The 20,685-nt window shown below is 40.7% G+C and carries 18 protein-coding genes; 15 read left to right on the forward strand and 3 right to left on the reverse strand.

Annotation, left to right across the window (positions count from 1 at the left end; all coding sequences use genetic code 11):
* The first annotated feature begins 9 nt into the window (after positions 1-9).
* The 7 genes from JI723_RS07950 (at position 10) to JI723_RS07980 (ending at position 6,976) form a co-directional block, all read left to right on the forward strand.
* Positions 10-696, forward strand: a complete 687-nt coding sequence (locus JI723_RS07950; RefSeq protein WP_272579929.1) for a DedA family protein — start codon at positions 10-12, stop codon at positions 694-696.
* 143 nt (positions 697-839) lie between these two features.
* Positions 840-1,820, forward strand: coding sequence for an acetyl-CoA carboxylase, carboxyltransferase subunit beta (accD, locus tag JI723_RS07955; protein ID WP_319066644.1), 981 nt, complete (start codon positions 840-842; stop codon positions 1,818-1,820).
* On the forward strand, positions 1,813-3,102 hold the full coding sequence (gene folC, locus JI723_RS07960; protein WP_217495506.1) for a bifunctional tetrahydrofolate synthase/dihydrofolate synthase: 1,290 nt from the start codon (positions 1,813-1,815) through the stop codon (positions 3,100-3,102). The genes accD and folC overlap by 8 nt, the downstream gene beginning before the upstream one ends.
* Positions 3,103-3,107: 5 nt before the next feature.
* Entirely contained in the window at positions 3,108-3,764 is a 657-nt protein-coding gene (gene dedD / locus JI723_RS07965) for a cell division protein DedD (protein ID WP_272579931.1), read from the forward strand.
* A 325-nt stretch (positions 3,765-4,089) separates the two neighbouring features.
* Positions 4,090-4,593: a colicin V production protein gene (cvpA, locus tag JI723_RS07970; RefSeq protein WP_070929212.1), complete on the forward strand. Its 504-nt coding sequence runs from the start codon at positions 4,090-4,092 to the stop codon at positions 4,591-4,593.
* A gap of 14 nt (positions 4,594-4,607) precedes the next feature.
* Complete coding sequence (purF, locus tag JI723_RS07975; protein ID WP_272579932.1) at positions 4,608-6,125, forward strand: amidophosphoribosyltransferase; 1,518 nt, start codon at positions 4,608-4,610, stop codon at positions 6,123-6,125.
* Between the two features lie 278 nt (positions 6,126-6,403).
* Entirely contained in the window at positions 6,404-6,976 is a 573-nt protein-coding gene (locus JI723_RS07980) for a UbiX family flavin prenyltransferase (protein WP_140178666.1), read from the forward strand.
* 58 nt (positions 6,977-7,034) lie between these two features.
* Here JI723_RS07980 and JI723_RS07985 read toward each other — a convergent pair whose 3' ends face one another.
* Positions 7,035-7,937, reverse strand: coding sequence for a TIGR01777 family oxidoreductase (locus JI723_RS07985; protein WP_272579933.1), 903 nt, complete (start codon positions 7,935-7,937; stop codon positions 7,035-7,037).
* A 351-nt stretch (positions 7,938-8,288) separates the two neighbouring features.
* On the opposite strand from JI723_RS07985, the gene yfcD reads away from it, so the two are divergent.
* The 6 genes from yfcD to JI723_RS08015 all read left to right on the forward strand — a co-directional run bounded on the left by yfcD (position 8,289) and on the right by JI723_RS08015 (position 15,221).
* Positions 8,289-8,828 (forward strand): NUDIX hydrolase YfcD, encoded by a 540-nt coding sequence (yfcD, locus tag JI723_RS07990; RefSeq protein ID WP_070929216.1) that lies wholly within the window; start codon positions 8,289-8,291, stop codon positions 8,826-8,828.
* Between the two features lie 512 nt (positions 8,829-9,340).
* Complete coding sequence (locus JI723_RS07995; protein ID WP_404826910.1) at positions 9,341-10,576, forward strand: M24 family metallopeptidase; 1,236 nt, start codon at positions 9,341-9,343, stop codon at positions 10,574-10,576.
* Between the two features lie 18 nt (positions 10,577-10,594).
* On the forward strand, positions 10,595-10,792 hold the full coding sequence (locus JI723_RS08000; protein WP_272579934.1) for a DUF3311 domain-containing protein: 198 nt from the start codon (positions 10,595-10,597) through the stop codon (positions 10,790-10,792).
* Positions 10,789-12,231, forward strand: coding sequence for a sodium:solute symporter family protein (locus JI723_RS08005; protein ID WP_272579935.1), 1,443 nt, complete (start codon positions 10,789-10,791; stop codon positions 12,229-12,231). The genes JI723_RS08000 and JI723_RS08005 overlap by 4 nt, the downstream gene beginning before the upstream one ends.
* Positions 12,232-12,888: 657 nt before the next feature.
* A complete protein-coding gene (locus JI723_RS08010; RefSeq protein WP_140178657.1) occupies positions 12,889-14,253 on the forward strand; it encodes an MFS transporter in 1,365 nt (454 codons plus the stop codon).
* A 125-nt stretch (positions 14,254-14,378) separates the two neighbouring features.
* Positions 14,379-15,221: a phosphatidylinositol-specific phospholipase C domain-containing protein gene (locus JI723_RS08015; RefSeq protein ID WP_272579937.1), complete on the forward strand. Its 843-nt coding sequence runs from the start codon at positions 14,379-14,381 to the stop codon at positions 15,219-15,221.
* 77 nt (positions 15,222-15,298) lie between these two features.
* On the opposite strand, the gene pta is transcribed toward JI723_RS08015, so the two are convergent.
* Both pta and ackA read right to left on the reverse strand, forming a co-directional pair.
* On the reverse strand, positions 15,299-17,428 hold the full coding sequence (gene pta / locus JI723_RS08020; RefSeq protein ID WP_272579963.1) for a phosphate acetyltransferase: 2,130 nt from the start codon (positions 17,426-17,428) through the stop codon (positions 15,299-15,301).
* A gap of 75 nt (positions 17,429-17,503) precedes the next feature.
* Positions 17,504-18,706 (reverse strand): acetate kinase, encoded by a 1,203-nt coding sequence (ackA, locus tag JI723_RS08025; protein ID WP_337979910.1) that lies wholly within the window; start codon positions 18,704-18,706, stop codon positions 17,504-17,506.
* Between the two features lie 899 nt (positions 18,707-19,605).
* Here ackA and yfbV point away from each other — a divergent pair.
* Together yfbV and JI723_RS08035 are read left to right on the forward strand one after the other, a co-directional pair.
* Positions 19,606-20,061 carry a terminus macrodomain insulation protein YfbV gene (gene yfbV / locus JI723_RS08030; protein WP_070929223.1) on the forward strand — a complete coding sequence of 152 codons (456 nt, stop codon included), beginning with the start codon at positions 19,606-19,608 and terminating at the stop codon, positions 20,059-20,061.
* Between the two features lie 127 nt (positions 20,062-20,188).
* Positions 20,189-20,683 (forward strand): YfbU family protein, encoded by a 495-nt coding sequence (locus JI723_RS08035; RefSeq protein WP_140178743.1) that lies wholly within the window; start codon positions 20,189-20,191, stop codon positions 20,681-20,683.
* The last annotated feature ends 2 nt before the right edge of the window (positions 20,684-20,685 follow it).

Genomic DNA, 20,685 nt, shown 5'->3' on the forward strand with positions numbered 1-20,685 from the left:
AGGACACTTATGGAGTTTATCAGTTTTATTATCGATTTCATTCTGCATATCGATGTGCATCTAGCAGAGCTGGTTGCTGAATATGGTACTTGGGTGTACGGTATTTTATTTCTGATCTTGTTTTGTGAGACTGGGCTGGTAGTAACCCCATTCTTACCTGGTGATTCATTATTGTTTGTTGCAGGAGCGATTTCCGCATTAGATAGCAATGATTTGAATGTGCATTTAATGGTTACACTGATGATCATCGCGGCCATTTTAGGTGATGCAATTAACTATACAATCGGTCGTATATTTGGCGAAAAATTATTTAAAAATCCCGATTCAAAAATTTTCCGTCGTGTTTATTTAGATAAAACCCATGCGTTTTATGAAAAACACGGTGGTAAAGCCATTATATTGGCGCGGTTCGTGCCGATTGTTAGAACTTTTGCGCCATTTGTTGCAGGAATGGGCAAAATGTCTTATCGTCATTTTGCCTTTTATAATGTGACAGGTGCGTTATTATGGGTGTTATCATTCACTTATGCAGGTTACCTGTTTGGTGATTTACCGTTCGTACAGCAGAATTTGAAATTATTGATAGTCGCCATTATCTTTATTTCTATTCTTCCGGGGGTGATTGAAGTGATCCGTCATCGCCGTGCAGCAGCGAGAGAAAAGCGTGTCGCTACGCAAAACAGTGATAATCCGTAACGGATTTTAAATTTTTTTATCCACAGTGGAGTACCATTGTGGTTTAATGGCACAAAATTACATACTGGTGTTTTACCTGAGAGGCGTTATATGCGGCTTCTCAAGGAAGTAGCCAGAGATCAATCAGACGAAAAGGTCTATTAATGAGCTGGATTGAAAAAATATTAAAGAAAGGTAACTTGACCCAATCAACTAAAGTCAATATCCCTGAAGGGGTTTGGACTAAATGTGATAGTTGTGGACAAGTATTGTATGGGGCTGAGTTAGAGCGTAACTTACAAGTGTGCCCTAAATGTGATCATCATATGCGCATTCATGCACGCCAGCGCCTTGAAGCTTTTCTTGATGAAGACTCTACAACGGAATTAGGCAGTGAACTTGAGCCAAAAGATATACTCAAGTTCCGTGATTCAAAAAAATATAAAGATAGAATTTCAGCGGCTCAAAAAGAGACGGGTGAAAAAGATGCTATCGTGGTAATGAAAGGGACGTTAAAAGAAATGCCAATTGTTGCGGCGGCATTTGAATTCTCTTTCATGGGTGGCTCAATGGCATCCGTTGTTGGTGCTCGCTTTGTTCGTGCAGTTGAACAAGCTCTAGAAGATAACTGCCCATTAGTGTGCTTCTCTTCAAGTGGTGGCGCGCGTATGCAAGAAGCGCTGTTGTCACTGATGCAAATGGCGAAAACCAGTGCAGCGTTAGCAAAAATGCAAGAACGTGGTCTGCCATACATCTCTGTATTAACTGACCCAACCATGGGTGGGGTATCGGCAAGTTTAGCGATGTTAGGTGATATCAACGTCGCTGAACCAAAAGCGTTAATTGGTTTTGCAGGCCCACGTGTTATCGAGCAAACGGTACGTGAAAAATTGCCTCAAGGCTTTCAACGTAGTGAGTTCTTGTTAGAGAAAGGCGCTATCGATATGATCGTTCGCCGTACTGATATGCGTGATACGTTAGCTGATGTATTAGCAATGTTAACCAATAAACCGAGCTTCAATACAGAAGAGTTTGTACCAGTGATTGAAGAGGAAGTGAAAATCGATATCGCTAAAGACGATGTTGTCATCGATGCTCATGAGCAAGTAAAGGACTCTGCTAAGCATAAAAAAGATGATGAGTAATCAATTTACTATTCCAAATGCCGAGTCTCCATTGGAGACTTGGCTTTCATATCTTACAGACCTGCATAGCCAAAATATTGATATGGGGCTAGAGCGCGTCGGACAAGTTGCTCGTCAAATGGGGTTGCTTCAACCCGCACCTCACGTGATCACCGTGACAGGCACTAATGGTAAAGGGACAACCTGCCATACTCTTGAATCTATTTTAATGGCGGCTGGCCTCAAAGTGGGAGTTTATAGTTCACCACATCTAGTTCGCTACACCGAGCGGGTACGTATTCAAGGTCAAGAGCTAGCTGAAGCGGATTTCTGTCGTGTATTTGCTGATATAGAAGCGGAACGTGGCGATATTTCATTAACTTATTTTGAGTACGGCACATTGGCAGCGCTGAAGTTGTTTAAACAGTCTGCGTTAGATGTGGTGATCCTTGAAGTAGGGTTAGGTGGGCGTTTAGATGCGACCAATATCGTCGATGCTGATGTCACGGCAATCACCAGTATTGCTATCGATCACACTGATTGGCTAGGCTCTGACAGAGAACACATTGGTTTCGAGAAAGCGGGTATCTTTCGTGGTGGTCGTTATGGTGTAGTCGGTGAACCTGACATGCCTGAATCGATCGGTCAATATGCCAATGAAATTGGTACTCTGCTGTTTCGTCGTGATAAAGATTGGTCTTTTGAGCAACACGAAAATAATTGGTCATGGCAAAGCGATAAATACCAGTGGGCGAATTTACCGTTACCTAATGTACCGCTCGCTAATGCAGCGACTGCTTTAGGGGTTATTTGTTGTCTCAAAGAAACTAACCATCAACTAGCCAATAAAATTACTGATCAGGCGGTGAGAGAGGGCTTGAAGTCTGCTCAACTCCCTGGGCGTTTTCAAATTATTGGTGAGAAACCGTTGATGATACTGGATGTGGCGCATAATCCACATGCAGCAGGTTATCTGGTGACTCGTTTAGCGCAACTTCCTTCGGTTGAAGGGCGACGGATCCGTGCGGTAGTTGGTATGTTAGGCGATAAAGACATCCAAGGCACATTAACGCGTTTATCTGAGCAAGTGACGGATTGGTATGTGGCGTCATTAACTGAGTTTCGTGGTGCATCAGCATCTCAATTAAGCCAATATCTAGATTCGCCAAAGGTATTTGATTCGGTTGATGAAGCATGGCAGCAAGCTTGTGTTGATGCAACAGAGAAGGATATTGTGATTGTTTGTGGTTCTTTCCATACTGTTGCTCATGTAATGATGTTGTTAGATCAAACAAAAGGATAGCGTAGGTGGCAAGTAAATTTCAAAATCGTCTTGTCGGCGCCATTGTTTTAGTTGCTGCGGGGATCATTGTGTTACCCGCATTACTTGATGGCGATAAGAAATACAATGAAAATGAATTTGCGGCCATACCTATTATTCCAAAACCGGGTGACGAGCAAGATATCGAAGCGATCGCACCGCTGACGCAATCTTCGACGTCAGGCGCGGTATCGGAAGCCATGATATCTGAAGCGATTTCTGAGCAGAAACAAGATGAACAGCAGCGCGAACAGCAATCTGCCACAACATTGCCAGAAAAAGAGGTTACCCCAACTGAACAGCCTAAAAAGCCAGAACCTAAACCTACGCCAAAACCTGAAGTGAAGCCAGTGCCGAAGCCGGAACCAAAACCAGAGCCTAAGCCTGAAGTTAAAGCTCCACAGGGGAAAGCGTTTGTGGTGCAGCTTGGTGCATTGAAAAATTCAGTGAAGGTTGAGGAAATTGTCGCAAAATTACGGTTGTCTGGGTATCAAGTTTATACGGTTCCTTCACGACCAGTGAATGGCCAATTAACGCGTATTTTTGTTGGGCCAGAAGCTTCACGGCAACGCTTAGAAAGCGCATTACCTGAGTTGCGTTCGATAACGGGGCTGCAAGGTGAGATTAGGGCTTTCAAGCCATGAGTAAATCATAGTATTGAATTAGGAATAAAATACTCGTTATCATTCGATTTATAGCATATTGCGTTGAAGTATAGTGACTATACTCAACGCAATAGTCATATACTGCTGTAGGCCCTTGGCGACGAATTGATTTGTCGTCTAGTTGTATTTCGAATTATTTAGAGTATAAAAATTTGAGTTTTTAACCAATTGTAGCGGCGAATATGAATTTTTCTTTTCGCCGTTGGTTTTTTTAAATTGTATGTAAATTGGTTACGCAAACGTTTTCGTTTTCTGTTAGAATGCACTCCAGCCACTGCCGTGGGTGCGAATTTTGGAATGAAATATGGTCTGGTTAGATTATGCAATTATTGCCATCATTGGCTTCTCGGCACTGGTAAGCCTGATCCGAGGGTTTGTTCGCGAGGCTTTATCACTGATAACATGGGGCTGTGCATTCTTTGTTGCTAGTACATTTTATCCTTACTTAGCACAGTATTTTACGCGCTTTGAGGACATACTAGTCAGAAATGGTATTGCTATTGCTGCATTATTTATTGCGACATTAATTGTCGGTGCAGTTGTTAACTATGTGATTAGTTCTCTGGTTCAAAAAACTGGCTTATCGGGCACAGATCGTGTTCTGGGGATCTGCTTCGGTGCGTTGCGTGGTGTGTTAATTGTATCTGCGTTATTATTTTTTCTTGATACCTTTACACCACTTCCTCAAAGTGAGGATTGGCAACGTTCGGAACTTATTCCGCAGTTCAGTCATATAATCAGGTGGTTCTTTGACTACCTGCAAAATGCGTCAAGTTTCCTACCGGAGAATATTTCTCCGTCTGGCTGATGAGGAAAGACTAAATGTGCGGTATTGTCGGTATCGCCGGTGTATCACCGGTCAACCAATCTATTTATGATGCTTTAACTGTGCTTCAGCACCGTGGGCAAGATGCAGCAGGGATTGCTACCATTGATGGCAAAAATAATATTCGTTTACGTAAAGCGAATGGCCTCGTAAAAGATGTTTTTGAAACACGGCATATGCTCCGACTGCAAGGTTGCATGGGAATTGGCCATGTACGTTATCCAACTGCGGGAAGTTCAAGCGCATCAGAAGCACAGCCCTTCTATGTGAACTCGCCTTTTGGTATCACCCTTGCTCACAATGGTAATCTGACAAATGCGCATGAACTGACGCGTCGTTTATTTGAAACAGCTCGCCGTCATGTGAATACCACCTCGGACTCTGAAATTTTATTAAATATATTGGCTTATGAGTTAGACCGTTTTGATCACTTTCCACTTGAGCCAGACAATGTATTTACTGCTGTTGCTGCCATGCATAAAAGATTGCGTGGGGCATATGCATGTGTGGCCTTGATTATTGGTCATGGCATGTTGGCATTTCGTGATCCTCACGGTATCCGTCCATTAGTATTAGGTCGTCGGGTACTGGAAAATGGGGCTGAAGAGTACATGGTAGCTTCAGAAAGTGTTGCATTGGACACACTAGGCTTTGAGTTTTTACGTGACGTTGCACCCGGAGAAGCGGTTTATGTGACCGAGAAAGGTCAACTGTATACACGCCAATGCGCCGAGAACCCACAATTAACGCCATGCTTATTTGAGTATGTTTATTTTGCTCGCCCAGACTCTTTTATCGATAAAATATCAGTGTATAACGCAAGATTGCGTATGGGGCAAAAATTAGGCGCTAAAATTGCTCGTGAGTGGGAAGACTTACATATCGATGTGGTGATCCCAATACCTGAAACATCTTGTGATATCGCTTTAGAAATCGCGCATATTTTAGATAAGCCATACCGCCAAGGTTTTGTGAAAAATCGTTATGTTGGCCGCACATTTATTATGCCAGGGCAACAAGAGCGTCGTAAATCAGTTCGCCGTAAGCTGAATGCTAACCGTGCGGAATTTCGTGATAAAAACGTATTATTGATTGATGATTCAATTGTACGTGGTACCACCTCAGAACAGATTGTTGAACTGGCGCGTGAAGCAGGGGCAAAAAATGTTTATTTTGCATCTGCGGCACCTGAAGTTCGCTTCCCGAATGTGTACGGTATTGATATGCCAAACGCCAATGAATTGATCGCACATGGTCGTGAAGTTGATGAAATCCGTAAGCTCATTGGTGCTGATGGTTTGATTTTCCAAGATCTCAGTGATTTGGTCGACGCTGTTCGTGAAGAGAATGCGGAAATCAGTGAGTTTGAATGTTCAGTGTTTGATGGTATTTATGTCACAAAAGATATCGATCAAACCTACTTAGATTATTTAGAGAATCTACGTAGAGATGATGAGCTAAAAATTAAAGATCAAAATGAGATTGAGAACCTAGAGATTTATAACGAAGGTTAATCATTTTTGATTTAAGAAGAAAACCAGCCTATGGGAAATTCCATTTTAGGTTGGTTTTTTATTAGATAAGGTTTATATCTTGTTCAGCGAGCCGTAGCTTAAAAGTTACTCCTAAACATAAAACAATCTCTATTATTTAATTTAATACTACTGAAAATTTCGATATTCTGAAAAGTTAACATCTTTGATTTTGGCGATCTAACCGGTAGATTTGAAGGTTTTTAATCACAATAGCTGTTATGATTAGCGCTGGATATATTCGTTGGAAAGAGGGTGGCATGAAAAAGCTAATCATTGGTTTAACTGGTGCGAGTGGTGCCATTTATGGCATTAGGCTATTAGAAGTTTTAAAACCAGTGGATCATGTGGAAACACATCTTGTGATGAGTGCGGCTGCTCGCCAGACATTATCGTTAGAAACTGACTACACAGTAAAAGATATCCAACAGCTGGCTGATCATAATTATGATAGCCGTGATATCGCGGCTGCGATTTCATCAGGTTCATTTCGTACAGCGGGCATGGTGATCATGCCATGTACCATGAAAACACTGTCGGGCATTGTACATAGCTATACTGATACGTTAGTCACGCGCGCAGCAGATGTGGTATTAAAAGAAGGCAAAAAATTAGTGTTAGGCGTACGTGAAACCCCATTACATCTCGGCCATCTGCGTTTACTGGTACAAGCAGCCGAAATGGGCGCGGTGATCATGCCTCCAATGCCGGCTTTTTATCATCAACCCCAAACAATTCAAGATATTGTTGATCAAACAGTAAATCGAATTCTAGATCAATTTGATATTCAATTAGAACAAGATCTCTTTACCCGTTGGCAAGGTAGTAAATAATAAGTTTTAAGGCTGAATTTGATTATATTATTCAGCCTAATAATATAAATCTTATTTTTTATTGTGTTTTAAATAAATCCTCTAAAGCAATTTTCAATTCAATATATTCAAATTGAAAGCCCGCTTCTTCTAAGCGCTTAGGAATAGCTTGTTGACCGCCAAGAACTAATGCAGCAGCTTCACCCAGAATGGCTTTAATGGCAAAGGCAGGAGTACGAATAAACGCAGGACGGTTAATAACTTCGCCTAAAATAGCTGAAAATTGATCATTATGAACGGGATAAGGGGCTGTCATATTAAATGGCCCTGATAATGAATGATTATCGAGTAAAAAGCAGATTGCATTTACCATATCATCGATATGGATCCATGGCATAAACTGTTTTCCATGACCAATAGGACCACCAGCGCCCATTTTAAAAATAGGGAGGACTTTTGCCAATGCTCCACCATTTAATGACATGACGACCCCAGTACGTAATATGCATACCCGTGTTGCTGGTGATTCGGCATTTTGAGCAAGCGCTTCCCAATGTTGACATAAATAATGGGTAAATTCGTCGTGGGGTTGTTCAAATTCATCTACAACCGCTTGCCCTTGATCGCCATAATAACCGACAGCGGAGCCGGATAAAAAAGTATGTGGTGGTGTATCACTGGCTGCAATTAATTCCGTTAAGCGTTGAGTTATTACCCAGCGGCTTTCACATAAGATTTTTTTCTGTTCATCGCTCCAGCGTTTTTCGGCGATAGGCTCTCCTGCAAGGTTAATTACCGCATCAAATTGATTAAGGTTTTGCTTATCTTGAAGAGAAGTCCAACATTCAACAGCTTTACAGAAATGACTGTAAACTTTTTGTGGAGAGCGGCTTAGTACAGTTACTTTATCTGAACGCGCAACAAGTCGTTGCACGAGGGGTGTACCAATTAACCCTGTACCGCCAGTAATAAGTATCCGCATAATCGCCTCCTGTGAAAAATGGGACTAATATCGAGCCTATTTGTGCTAACTATAGCAGTTGCTTCATAAATTTGCTGAGGCTGTTAACAATTTTGTGAAAATAATTTCATAAGGAAATGAGAAATGTCGATTAATTCGTCAATAGTACGGAATAAACACTCAAATTTATTGGTGTTTGCTTGCAAGGGAGCAATGAAAAGAATACCTTGTTATGTGCTCGGCATACATCGAGTTGTAGTGTTGTTGAATGTTGAGTTATATCGGAGAGATAGACTGTTTGCTTGACCGTTTTCGGTAAAGTTCTATGGCATAACAACTGTACTTAACAGGCTGATAAAAAAGGTTTTAAGGATGGATGAACAAACCGAAGTGGTTGAATGGGTTGATATTGTTGATGACAACAATGAGGTGATTGCCCAGGCAACTCGCAGACAAATGCGTGCAGAAAATCTACGTCATCGTGCGACCTACATTGTTGTCCATGATGGCATGGGAAAAATTTTGGTACAAAGGCGAACTGATATCAAAGATTTTTATCCAGGTTATTTGGATGCAACGGCAGGTGGAGTGGTAACTCAAGGCGAAAATATTCTTGATTCCGCAAAGCGTGAAGCACAAGAGGAGCTTGGGGTTTCTGGAGTACCATTTGCTGAGCATGGCTTATTTTATTACGAAGGTGAGAACTGTCGTATTTGGGGCGGTTTGTTTAGTTGTGTTAGTCATGGCCCATTTGCTTTACAGGAATCTGAAATTGTTGAAGTCAGTTGGTTAACACCTGATGAAATTAGCGCGCGTTGTGATGAGTTCACTCCAGATTCACTGAAAGCACTCTCCTTATGGTTAACGCGTAATAATCAATTTGATAAAGCCATTTCTTGTGCTGATAGCTAGAGGCGTTGATTTTGACGGTGAATTTTTATTCGAATTAACGGCCAACTAGGTAGGGTAGATGAGAGGTTCGTGGTCTACTGAATTTGGCGATAGCCTCTCAATATTGCCTCATATGAATGACGCATGTTTTAAGTGTACTGGTAGACTGACATGTAAGCATAATACTTAACTCGAACAATGGAGAGTTGAGTTGATCAAGATAATCATCGATTTTTTAACTTTTGTTTTATCTTTTTAGTTGTAAGGATCAGCAGCAAAGGTCAATCATCCTTACATATACTATCAATAATCCCTCCGCAGAAAGAGCTAAATATTAAAGTTATTTCAATCAGTTAACTGTCAGTATTGGCTTTTCAATTATGCTTCCACTTATTTCCTATATAGTATTATCTAGAATAATGTATAGCTATTAGTTATAAATGGTAGAAAGATTAATTGTTATATTCATCACCCCGCAAAGCTTACTGAGTGGGGTGGTATTGATATTTAGACATCACCCGAGAAATTAAATAATGACAACATATAAAGATATCTCTTTTTTGAAAAAACAACACCTTGAGAATGTCACAAAGAAAGCGCGTCAAATCATGGAACGTGATGATATCGAAGTGCTCATCGCAACAGTTGCTGATAACTTCTATCATCTAACAGGATTTGCGAGTTTCTTTATGTATACCTTTAGACAAACGGGTACAGCGATTGCCGTTATTTTTCGTGATCCTGCGATAAAATCACTGGTTATTATGAATGAATTTGAAGCGGCAAATTTGCAATTAGAAATGCCGAATGCACATATCGTAACTTTCCCTATTTGGGTTGATGTTGATGATCCGTACAACCCCGACCATGGCAAAGTGATAAAGCCACGACCGATTAATAGCCCAATTGAAGCTATCTTCAGCTTATTAAAAGACGCTCTAGCAGATGTTAAAGGGGATGGTAAACAGGTTGCTATCGAGTTAAATCAAATTAGCTACGCAGGCAAAGTGTGGTTAGACAAAGTGATCCCTGAACTCAATTTAGTGGATTCTGCGCCGTTATTTAATGAATTGCGTATGATTAAAAGTGAGTGGGAAATAGTGCAGCTAAGAAAAAGTGCGGAAATTACCGAAGCAGGTATTCAAGCTGCAAGTGAGTTAATTAAAGTTGGGTGTACTTCAGCCGAGTTAACCGCAGCGTTTAAAGCGAAAGTTATGCAATATCCTGAAACGAACTATAGCCGTTTTAATTTGATCTCGGTAGGCAGTGATTTTTCACCCAAAATGTTACCTGACAATATGCCAGCCAAAGAGGGTGATTTAATTAAGTTTGATTGTGGTGTTGATGTGGCTGGCTATGGCGCTGATATCGCTAGAACATTTGTGGTGGGTAAAGCAAATGACAAAGTTTCATCGCTTTATCAAACCATCCAGAAAGGGCATGAATATATGTTAAGCCGAGTTGCACCGGGAGTGCAATTAAGTGATGTCTTTAATGACACTATGGCATTAATTCGTAATTCTGGCTTGCCTCACTACAATCGTGGTCATTTAGGTCATGGTGACGGTGTTTTTACTGGGTTAGAGGAAGCCCCGTTTGTGAGTGCGGCGGCACAGGAAGTGTTTAAAGCGGGTATGGTAATAAGCCTTGAAACACCTTATTACGGCATTGGGGTTGGAAGTATTATGATCGAAGATATGTTGTTGATCACCGAGGATGGAGTCGAAATGCTGAGCCATCTACCACGAAATTTAGTTTCTCGTGGTTAATCATCAAGGAGCTTATCTATGAAATGGTATCACTTTTTGGTCATCTTTCCTTTACTAGCGCTGACGGTAGGTATTTATTATGCCAATCGTGTAGAACCGTTTGTGATGGGACTGCCGTTTTTAATGTTTTGGATCGTTGCTTGGGTGGTTGTTAGTGCACTTATTATGCTGCTAATTAATGTATTAGACTCTAGACACAGTAAGGAAGAACAATGAGCTCAGCATTAGTTGTTATTACGCTGTTTTTCCTGTTTAGCATTTATCTTGCGCTTAGAGCCAAAAAAGGTAAAACCATGGATCACGAAGGGTGGTCGGTGGGAGGGCGTAGTTATGGTGCGTTGTTGGTTTTTTTACTCAGTGCAGGCGAAATTTATACCACTTTTACCTTTTTAGGGGGAAGTGGTTGGGCATATGGTAAAGGACCCGCAATTCTATATACATTAGCCGTCAATGCATTTATGGGGATCTTTTTGTATTGGGTGCACCCACGAGTTTGGCGATTTGCTAAAGAAAATGATATCAGAACGATTTCAGATTTCTTTGGGGCGAAATACCATAGTCAAGGTTTAGCATTGTTAGTTAGTTTAATTTCAATTGCAGCAATGGTACCTTTATTTGTCTTACAGCTTAAAGGGTTGGGGATCATTGTGTCTCAGGCCTCTTATGGCGCAATTCCTGCTGATATGGCGATTTGGATTGGGATCATTGCTGTTACTTTGTTTGTGATGATTTCAGGTATTCATGGTTCTGCATGGACATCAGCGTTAAAAGATTTGATGATATTACTGGTAGTGTTATTTATCGGTATTTATATTCCGCTGCATTATTATGGCAGTTTTGGTGATATGTTCCGTGCGATTGATACCGCAAGCCCCGGCTTTTTAACCTTTTCAGAAAAAGGGTTAAATATTCCTTGGTATATTTCCACTATCTTCTTATCGGTAGTTGCCTATTTTTGTTGGCCACATTATATGGCGGCGGTATTTACGGCAAAAAATGAAAAGTCATTGAAACGCAATAGTATTTTAATTCCTGCTTATAGTTTGATCATGTTATTTGCTTTCTTTGTGGGCTATGCTGCAATCCTACAAATACCTCATCTTGACGGCTCACAAGTTGATTTATCGTTATTTGAAATTTCTAAGGCGACTTTTTCACCCGTCATTGTCGGTTTAATTGGTGCCGCGGGAATGTTAACCGCATTGGTTCCAGGTTCGATGTTGCTGCTGACAACATCGAATATGTTAGCGGGGGTGGTGCAAAAAGCGTTAAATGTCAGTGAAGAAAAACGCCAATCTGGTATTTATGCACGCTTTATGGTGCCACTGGTTGCTTTAGTCAGTTTGTATTTTATTTTCCACAGTAATGATACTTTGGTAGCGATAATGCTACTTGGTGTCAATATTGTTGCGCAGTTTTTCCCTGCGTTATTAATGAGTTTTAGAAAATATAATCCGATGTCAGCTGCTGGGGCGATCGCAGGCATTATTGCAGGCGTACTTTTCCTCGCTATCACTTATATTGAACATATCTCATTATCTCAATTATTCCCTTGGTTAAGCGAGGGACTTGAGTTTATGAATATCGGTATTGCTGCATTTATATTAAATATACTTGTTGCTACGATTGTATCTTTATTTACTGTTAAAAAATAACAGACAAAAATAAAATATTGTCTAAACACCAAAGCTAGGGGATATTTCTCCTAGCTTTTTATTTATTAGCCGTAATGATTTTTCAATTAATATAGTCATAAATTGATGAGTGTCTCACCTTGCATTAAGTCTAAATACCAGCAATTACTTTCCTTTCTATAAATAAAAATAACCTATTGAAATATTTAGCATTAATGACATTACACTTTATTGTTGTGTTATTTATGTAGCAAATCCGTCATGAATAAATATGAAGGTTAATGATATGTGAAAACGATCACGGAATAATTTTTTTATAAGTAATAATTTTGAAATGCATGATTCATTTTGTGTGTTTCTAAATTTCATCATAACAAGGCTAGTTATTTATACCTAATTATCTATTTTTATGATGACTTATTGAATTTTATATACAACACAGTGATAGCAAGCGTACTACACAACATTACTAGATAAATAAAATAAATTTTAGATTATCTAAATATAGCCACTAATGAAACGTATTATTCATATACTCGACTTACTTCAAGTTACAGTGTTGTTGACTACAACCATTTGCACCAGTCATAAACGCTGTGGGCTCCTAGCGACGGATTGATTTGTTGTCTAGCAGCATCTCGGATTACTTAGAGTATATAATTATAATGGATATAAAAAATGACTAATTTAATGCGTAAATTTGGGTTTTCATCCCATACGGTTATCCAATTACTCTTTATCACTGCAAATGCCCAATTACTGTATGCTTTTTGGGATCTGCGTAATTCTTTACCACTAGGGTTTCCTGTTGCGATGGGCATTTCAGATGCACAGGCAGGGCAGTTATATTCAATGCAAGGCTTGGTTATTTTGTTAGGTACTATAGGGTTAGGTTGGATTGGTGACCGCTTTAAAGTACGCAATATTATGTTTCTAACTACACTCGGGGTTGGCTGTATTTCACTATTTATTGCATTAAACTCACCAGGTTTAAGTATGCCAACATTGTTATTGTGCTTTTTCTTGATGCTATTATTGAGTGAAGTTTTATTTAAACCCGCTAACTTTAAGGCGGTTAGTTTGTCGACCACTAAAGAACATCAAGGTGTTGCATTCGGTATGTTTGAGTTTGGTCGTGGTTTATTGGCATTTTTACTTAGTCTAGTTTGGGCGGCGATGGTTTATTTTGAAGCGTCTAGCCGCATCATGATGATCACCGCATCAGTGATTGTATTAGCGACTGCTATCTTTATTTTTCTTGCGGTATCTAAAGACGCACGTGTTGGTGATGACACCGAAAGTGCCAGCTCGGTGAAAGAGGCCGTTTCAGGTGTTTTTAAAGTGATTAAATTACCAATTGTGTGGATCACTGGGCTAAACGTATTTTGTATTTATGGAACATTTGTCGCTGCTGGCACCTATTTTGCGCGTTTTTTACAGGCGGGCTATGGAACCTCTGCAACGGTTGCAGCAATATTTGCTTCAGTTGTGATAGCGCTGCGGATGCTACCATTGCTTTCAACGTTATTAGTTACTTTAGCATTTAAATCAACCGCACATTTTATGCGCTTTATGTCATTTTTGTTAGCGATCTTACTTGCGACGATCAGCATACTTTTCTATATGAATCCTGCTGCGGTGGCCGATTTTTTGCCGGGACAAGTGCCAGACGATATTGTGACACCAATTGTACGTAATAGCATTATGGTACTTATGCTATGTGCTTCAGCATGTTGTTTTATGATCCGTGGTGTTTATTACGCCCCGATTGGTGAATCTAATATTGATAAGAAAAATGCCTCGGCAGCAATGTCATTGGCGATCACCATTGGTTATCTTCCCGCATTACTAGCCCCTTTAGTATTAGGTAAAATTATTTTTAGCCCACAATTAGATGAACATGGCAAAATTCTTCGTGAAGTACTTACCCCAACAACGATTATCAGTCATGTATTCATTGGTCTATCTATTTTAACTCTGATTGCGGCGTTGTTATCTTGGAAGTTAATTAAGATGAAAAAGGCCGCTGGAGCAACACAATAATGATGATTATCCGGAAGGCAAACTTTCGGATAATTTTTAATAATATACTCGTCATACTTCAGGTTGCAGTGAAGTTGACTACCTGCATCTTGAAGTATTTAGAGTATAAAAGGTGAGTATACCTGATGATAAATAATAAATTACCTTGTTGGTTAAAATATATTAATGATAACCGGTCAATAACTGAATTGAGCATTCCGGGGACGCATGATGCGATGACGGCCTTATGTGACAGTGCTTATTATAAAACTCAGCATCTGTCGTTGATTGAGCAACTGAATATTGGGGTACGTTTTTTTGATTTAAGGATCACGCGAGATTTGGTTGCTGCGCATCGTGAGTGGATCAGCGATATTTCCGCTCAAGTTATTTTCGAACAGTTACAGCAATTTTTAGCTCAAAATCCATCTGAGTTTGTGTTGGTACGGATCCAAAATGCCAATGAAAAAAAAGATGATTTCGAGCAATACAAATCAGCTATTCAAACCTTTATTGCTGACTATCTTGATAATCTTTATCTACCAAAACTCAATGATAATGGTGATATTTATGTATGGCCAACATTGGGTGAAGTAAGAGGGAAGATTATTGCAATTGAATGTGCTGCACCTATATGGCAGGTATCTTCATTGGGGGATCTCACTTGGGCATATAATTGGCATGAAAATAACAATATCGTATTGCAAGATAATTGGAATGGGCCTGAGATTGAAGAGAAAATACAGGACATCGATGCATTATTATTACCCATGCCGCATTATAGCCATAAACTAGTCCTCAACCATATCAGCGCAACCAATGGAAAATTAGGGGATCCTAGGGGGTATGCAGATATTCTGAATCCAATCCTTGCTAACAAATTAACGATGTTGCAACAAAGTGCAGGTAAAGGTGTGCTTATCTATGATTTTATTGATAAAGATTTGGCCATCAAAACCATTCAAACTAATGTGTTTGATTATTGTTGATATTATTCATTTTATAGATAAAGAAAAAGCCAACTATCATAGTTGGCTTTTTGCGAATGAAAGGTTAATCGTAGTGATTAAGCATTTTCATTCTGTGCAGCTTGAATGGCTGTTAAGGCGACAGTGTAGACAATATCATCAACCAATGCACCGCGAGATAAGTCGTTTACAGGTTTACGCATACCTTGCAGCATTGGACCGATAGAAACCAGATCCGCTGAACGTTGAACCGCTTTATAAGTGGTGTTACCTGTATTCAGATCAGGGAAGATAAATACAGTTGCTTTACCTGCGACGGGTGAGTTTGGTGCTTTGGACTTAGCAACATCAGCCATTACCGCAGCATCATACTGTAGTGGGCCATCAATCATCAGATCAGGGCGTTTCTCTTGTGCCAGACGTGTTGCTTCACGTACTTTTTCTACATCGCTACCCGCACCTGAGTTACCTGTAGAGTAAGAGATCATCGCAACGCGTGGGTCGATACCAAATGCCTTTGCTGAATCAGCAGATTGGATAGCGATTTCAGACAGTTGCTCAGCGGTTGGATCTGGGTTGATTGCACAGTCACCGTAAACAAAAACTTGTTCAGGTAATAGCATAAAGAACACGGAAGACACCAGTGAGCTACCCGGCGCAGTTTTAATCAACTGTAGCGGTGGGCGAATGGTGTTTGCTGTGGTGTGAACCGCGCCAGAAACGAGGCCATCAACTTCGCCTTTTTCCAACATCAATGTACCGAGAACGACGTTGTCTTCTAATTGCTCACGTGCAACAACTTCGGTCATTCCCTTGTTTTTACGTAATTCAACAAGGCGAGCAACATACTCTTCACGTACTTTCAGTGGGTCAACGATTTCAATACCTGTACCTAATTCGATACCTTGAGCGGATGCAACACGACGGATATCTTCTGGATTACCCAGTAGAACACAAGTTGCAATACCACGTTCAGCACAGATAGAAGCCGCTTTAACAGTACGTGGTTCATCACCTTCAGGCAGAACAATGCGTTTGCCCGCTTTACGTGCTAATTCAGTTAATTGATAACGGAATGCAGGAGGAGACAGGCGGTTTGGACGCTCTGAATCAGCCACTAATGACTCAATCCACTCGCTGCTGATATGACGAGCAACGTAGTTTTGAATTTTTTCAATACGTTCATGGTCATCTGCTGGAACTTCTAAGCTGAAGCTTTGTAAGTTCAATGAAGTCTGCCACGTATTACTTTTCACCATGAAGACGGGTAAACCGGTTTCGAAGGCTTGTTCGCACAGTTGGCGGATCGGTGCGTCGATATGGTAGCCGCCAGTTAATAGTAAAGCACCAATTTCAACGCCATTCATTGCTGCTAAGGAAGCAGAAACTAATACATCAGGACGGTCAGCAGATGTGACCAACAATGAACCTGGGCGGAAGTGTTCTAGCATGTGAGGGATGCTACGTGCACAAAATGTAACTGATTTAACGCGGCGAGTTTTAATTTCACCTTCGTTAATCACTTCAGCATTTAAGTGTTTTGCCATATCAATGGCACGAGTCGCAATCAGATCAAAGTTCCAAGGAATAGAGGCCAGTACAGGTAAGCTTAGGCACTCTAATTCTTTTGGTGTGATATTAGTGACGGTTGCTTTAGTTGAGTCATCAAAAATTTCAGACAGATCAGGGCGAGTACGGCCTTGTTCATCAACAGGTGCATTGACTTTATTAACAATGACACCAATGATGTTTTTATTACGTGGGCCGCCGAACTCGTTACGCACTAACTCTAAACGTTCTTTCATTTGAGTGATTGTGCTGTTGCCTGGCGCAGTAACGAACACAATTTCAGCGCCTAAAGTTTTCGCGATGTCGTAGTTTAGTGATTGGGCAAAAGAGTGCTTACGGGTTGGCACTAAACCTTCAATCAGAACCACTTCTGCATTTTTAGTTTGCTCATGGTAACGAGCAACAATTTCTTCCATCAATACGTCTTTTTTTGATGAGGTCAGTAATGACTCAACATATCCCATTTCTAATGGTTCGACGATAGATGTGATACTTGAATGAGAACGTAAAACCTCGGTAGTTTGGTCTTTCTGACCTGAAACACGCGGCTGTGCGATAGGCTTAAATACACTCAATTGAACACCTTTTTGTTCCATTGAGCGAACGACACCTAAACTGACGCTGGTTAGGCCAACGCTGGTGCCGGTAGGAATTAACATAATTGTACGAGACACGGGAACCTCTCTCTAATTATAAAACAGTACCGCCAGCGTAGAGCTGGCGGTATCGAGACCTTAAGCGGTTAAGCGAGCAGAGTCTTGGGCAATCACTAACTCTTCGTTCGTTGGAATAACTAGCGCTGGGCGGCTATTATCAGTCGTGATTAGACCTTCTTTACCGAAACGGGCAGCTAAATTGCGCTCATGATCGTATTCAAAGCCTAACAGAGCCAGTTTTTTCAGTGTCAGTTCACGAACCTGAGCTGAGTTCTCACCGATACCGCCAGTAAAGATAACAGCATCAAGACGACCTTCCATCAGTGCGCTGTATGCACCAACGTATTTTGCTAAACGATGGCAGAATACATCCATCGCACGTTTCGCATCTGCTTTAGTATCGTAGTTATCTTCAACATAACGGCAATCGCTGGTTACGCCAGTTAAACCAAGTAGACCTGACTCTTTAGTCAGCATCTTATTGATTTGATCAACGCTCATACCTAGAGAATCATGAAGATGGAAAATAATCGCAGGATCGATATCACCACTACGCGTACCCATTACCAGACCTTCCAGTGGCGTTAGTCCCATAGAAGTATCAACGCATTGACCGTTAACAATCGCAGTCACTGAGCCACCGTTACCTAGATGGCAGGTGATCACATTTAATTCTTCAACAGGTTTGTTTAATTTTTTAGCGGCTTCACGAGACACATAGAAATGGCTAGTACCGTGAGCACCATAACGGCGGATGCTATGCTCTTCATATAATTCGTATGGTAGCGCATACAAGTATGCTTCTTCAGGCATAGTCTGGTGGAATGCAGTATCGAATACGGCAACGTTTTTACCAACCAAATGAGGGAATGCTTTTCTTGCTTCCTCGATACCAATCAAGTGAGCTGGGTTGTGCAGTGGAGCAAATGGGATGGCTGCTTTAATGCCTTCAACAACTTCATCATTGATTAATACCGATGAAGTGAAATTCTCACCACCGTGAACAATACGGTGACCGATAGAGGCGATTTGTGCAGACAACTCAGGTTTTTCTGCTAAGATCGTGTTAACAATGAAATTCAGCGCTTCACTGTGTGCAGCACCTGCGCCTAATTCAGCTTCATGCTTAGCGCCATCCATTTTCCACTTAATACGGGCTTCCGGCAGATTAAAGCACTCAGCTAAACCAGATAAATATTCATCGCCATTAGATGGATCGATGATGGCGAATTTCAGTGAGGAGCTACCGCAGTTTAGAACCAGTACCAGCTTACTTGACATGGAAATACCTATTGTTAATTGTTGTAGTGAAGCCTTTAAAATGCAAAATTGCCTAAAAAGACTTTGTAAAAATCTAATGTGCTAGAGCCTAGCGTATTTTGTACCCTAATTTTATGATTCAAGTCATTTACTCGTCATACTTCGAGTTGCAACGCCTTTCGTTAAGGTATGGTGACTGCGTTCACTCGCACTAGTCACCTACTTATGTAGGCTCCTAGCGACTCATTCACTTGTCGCCTAGTTGCACCTCGAATTATTTAGAAGTAAACAGTCTGTGATACTTCAAATCATTTAAAATTTATTGGATACAATAAAAGGGGGACGTTATATGTGTTTATACTCGTCATCCTTCAAGTTGCAGGGCTTTCGTTGAGATATAAGTGACTACGCTACGCTCGCCGAGTCACAGAGTTTATCTATACTCCCCGCCTATCTTCACTTGTCGCCTACCTGCATCTTGAATTATTTAGAGTGTATCTTTTATTGGCTAAGTGCATAGTTTAATGCATTCAGCCATTGGTGTTGAAATAACACGTCAGAACCCCAATATATAACAAGCCTGTTGAACATTGATAACCTTACTCGGCTAGCAAATTTCGACAGCAATACTAAATGCGGCTAATTCTACTAAAAATATTTTATATTTTGTATGTTTTTTTTATAAATAGAAGCTTTGATTGATTGAAATCATAACAGCCCTATAAAATACGCATTTTATGCAAAATTACCTATCCATCAGAATAGCTGATTTCGGCAAAATAACTAGGTGATGAGTGCGAATGAACGTGGTCATTATGCCTTAACGAAAGGTGTTGCTATTTGAAGTATCATGAGTATAGGCATTACGGATAAAATGGCGTATGGTGATGGCGAAGCAAAGATTTAATAGGAAGGTATCCATGAGTACATTACAAAACTCACCGCCAGGTTTTTTCAAACGATTTAGGCTGGGGAACCTGTACCTAAAAACATTTCCAATGGAGAAAAAGTTATCTCCAATATTCCCCGAATTACGCATGATCAAAGCAACGCGCTTTGGTATCCGCTTTATGCCACCGATCGCTATTTTTACGCTCGCTTGGCAAATCGCGCTTGGCGGGCAGCTCGGACCTGCGGTCGCAACAGCTCTGTTTGCCTGTAGTTTACCAATGCAAGGCCTATGGTGGTTAGGAAAAAGGGCGGCAACTCCACTGCCTGCCAGTTTGCTCAGTTGGTTTTATGAAATCCGCGACAAATTTACCCAAGCAGGCATTGCTATGGCGCCTATCGAACATCAACCTGATTACTTGGCATTAGCGCAGTTGTTACAACGCGCATTTAAGCAGTTAGATAAGTCTTTTATTGAAGATATTTAAATTAAAAGTTCGATTTAACAACAAGTAATGTAAAAAGGTTGTTTAGATCAATAAAAGTGGTGTTTTCACTGTCCATCATGAATTTTGAATGCGAAGATGAGCTAAAAATTTTCCGAGGAGGATCATGATGGAAATGACTAATGCACAACGCCTGATTTTATCAAATCAATACAAAATGATGACGATGTTGGATCCTGATAATGCAGATCGCTACCGTCGTTTGCAAACTATTATTGAGCGTGGCTTCGGCTTACAAATGCGTGAGCTAGATAGAGACTTCGGCGAATTAAGTGAGAGCACTTGTCGCACCGTGATTGATATCATGGAAATGTATCATGCATTACAAGTGTCTTATGGCAATATGAGTGATCCTCAAGGTATCGATGGACGCCGTGTGCAGTTCTTAGGCTTTGACGCAGCGACAGAAGCGCGTTACTTGAGCTATGTACGCTTTATGGTCAATACCGAAGGCCGCTATACCCATTTTGATAGTGGAACTCATGGCTTTAATTCTCAAACACCAATGTGGGATAAATATGTGCGGATGCTAGGTATTTGGCGTGCTTGTCCTCGTCAATACCATTTGTCTGCCGTGGAAATTAATCAGGTTATTAACGCATAAAT

The organism is Providencia manganoxydans (genome assembly GCF_016618195.1).
GTDB lineage: Bacteria > Pseudomonadota > Gammaproteobacteria > Enterobacterales > Enterobacteriaceae > Providencia > Providencia manganoxydans.

Excerpts from the sequence above, each read along its gene's own strand:
- JI723_RS07950 (WP_272579929.1), top strand. The coding sequence starts at position 10 with ATGGAGTTTATCAGTTTTATTATCGATTTCATTCTGCATATCGATGTG.
- accD (WP_319066644.1), top strand. The coding sequence starts at position 840 with ATGAGCTGGATTGAAAAAATATTAAAGAAAGGTAACTTGACCCAATCA.
- folC (WP_217495506.1), top strand. The coding sequence starts at position 1,813 with ATGAGTAATCAATTTACTATTCCAAATGCCGAGTCTCCATTGGAGACT.
- cvpA (WP_070929212.1), top strand. The coding sequence starts at position 4,090 with ATGGTCTGGTTAGATTATGCAATTATTGCCATCATTGGCTTCTCGGCA.
- purF (WP_272579932.1), top strand. The coding sequence starts at position 4,608 with ATGTGCGGTATTGTCGGTATCGCCGGTGTATCACCGGTCAACCAATCT.
- JI723_RS07980 (WP_140178666.1), top strand. The coding sequence starts at position 6,404 with ATGAAAAAGCTAATCATTGGTTTAACTGGTGCGAGTGGTGCCATTTAT.
- JI723_RS07985 (WP_272579933.1), bottom strand. The coding sequence starts at position 7,937 with ATGCGGATACTTATTACTGGCGGTACAGGGTTAATTGGTACACCCCTC.
- yfcD (WP_070929216.1), top strand. The coding sequence starts at position 8,289 with ATGGATGAACAAACCGAAGTGGTTGAATGGGTTGATATTGTTGATGAC.
- JI723_RS07995 (WP_404826910.1), top strand. The coding sequence starts at position 9,341 with ATGACAACATATAAAGATATCTCTTTTTTGAAAAAACAACACCTTGAG.
- JI723_RS08000 (WP_272579934.1), top strand. The coding sequence starts at position 10,595 with ATGAAATGGTATCACTTTTTGGTCATCTTTCCTTTACTAGCGCTGACG.
- JI723_RS08005 (WP_272579935.1), top strand. The coding sequence starts at position 10,789 with ATGAGCTCAGCATTAGTTGTTATTACGCTGTTTTTCCTGTTTAGCATT.
- JI723_RS08010 (WP_140178657.1), top strand. The coding sequence starts at position 12,889 with ATGACTAATTTAATGCGTAAATTTGGGTTTTCATCCCATACGGTTATC.
- JI723_RS08015 (WP_272579937.1), top strand. The coding sequence starts at position 14,379 with ATGATAAATAATAAATTACCTTGTTGGTTAAAATATATTAATGATAAC.
- pta (WP_272579963.1), bottom strand. The coding sequence starts at position 17,428 with ATGTTAATTCCTACCGGCACCAGCGTTGGCCTAACCAGCGTCAGTTTA.
- ackA (WP_337979910.1), bottom strand. The coding sequence starts at position 18,706 with ATGTCAAGTAAGCTGGTACTGGTTCTAAACTGCGGTAGCTCCTCACTG.
- yfbV (WP_070929223.1), top strand. The coding sequence starts at position 19,606 with ATGAGTACATTACAAAACTCACCGCCAGGTTTTTTCAAACGATTTAGG.
- JI723_RS08035 (WP_140178743.1), top strand. The coding sequence starts at position 20,189 with ATGGAAATGACTAATGCACAACGCCTGATTTTATCAAATCAATACAAA.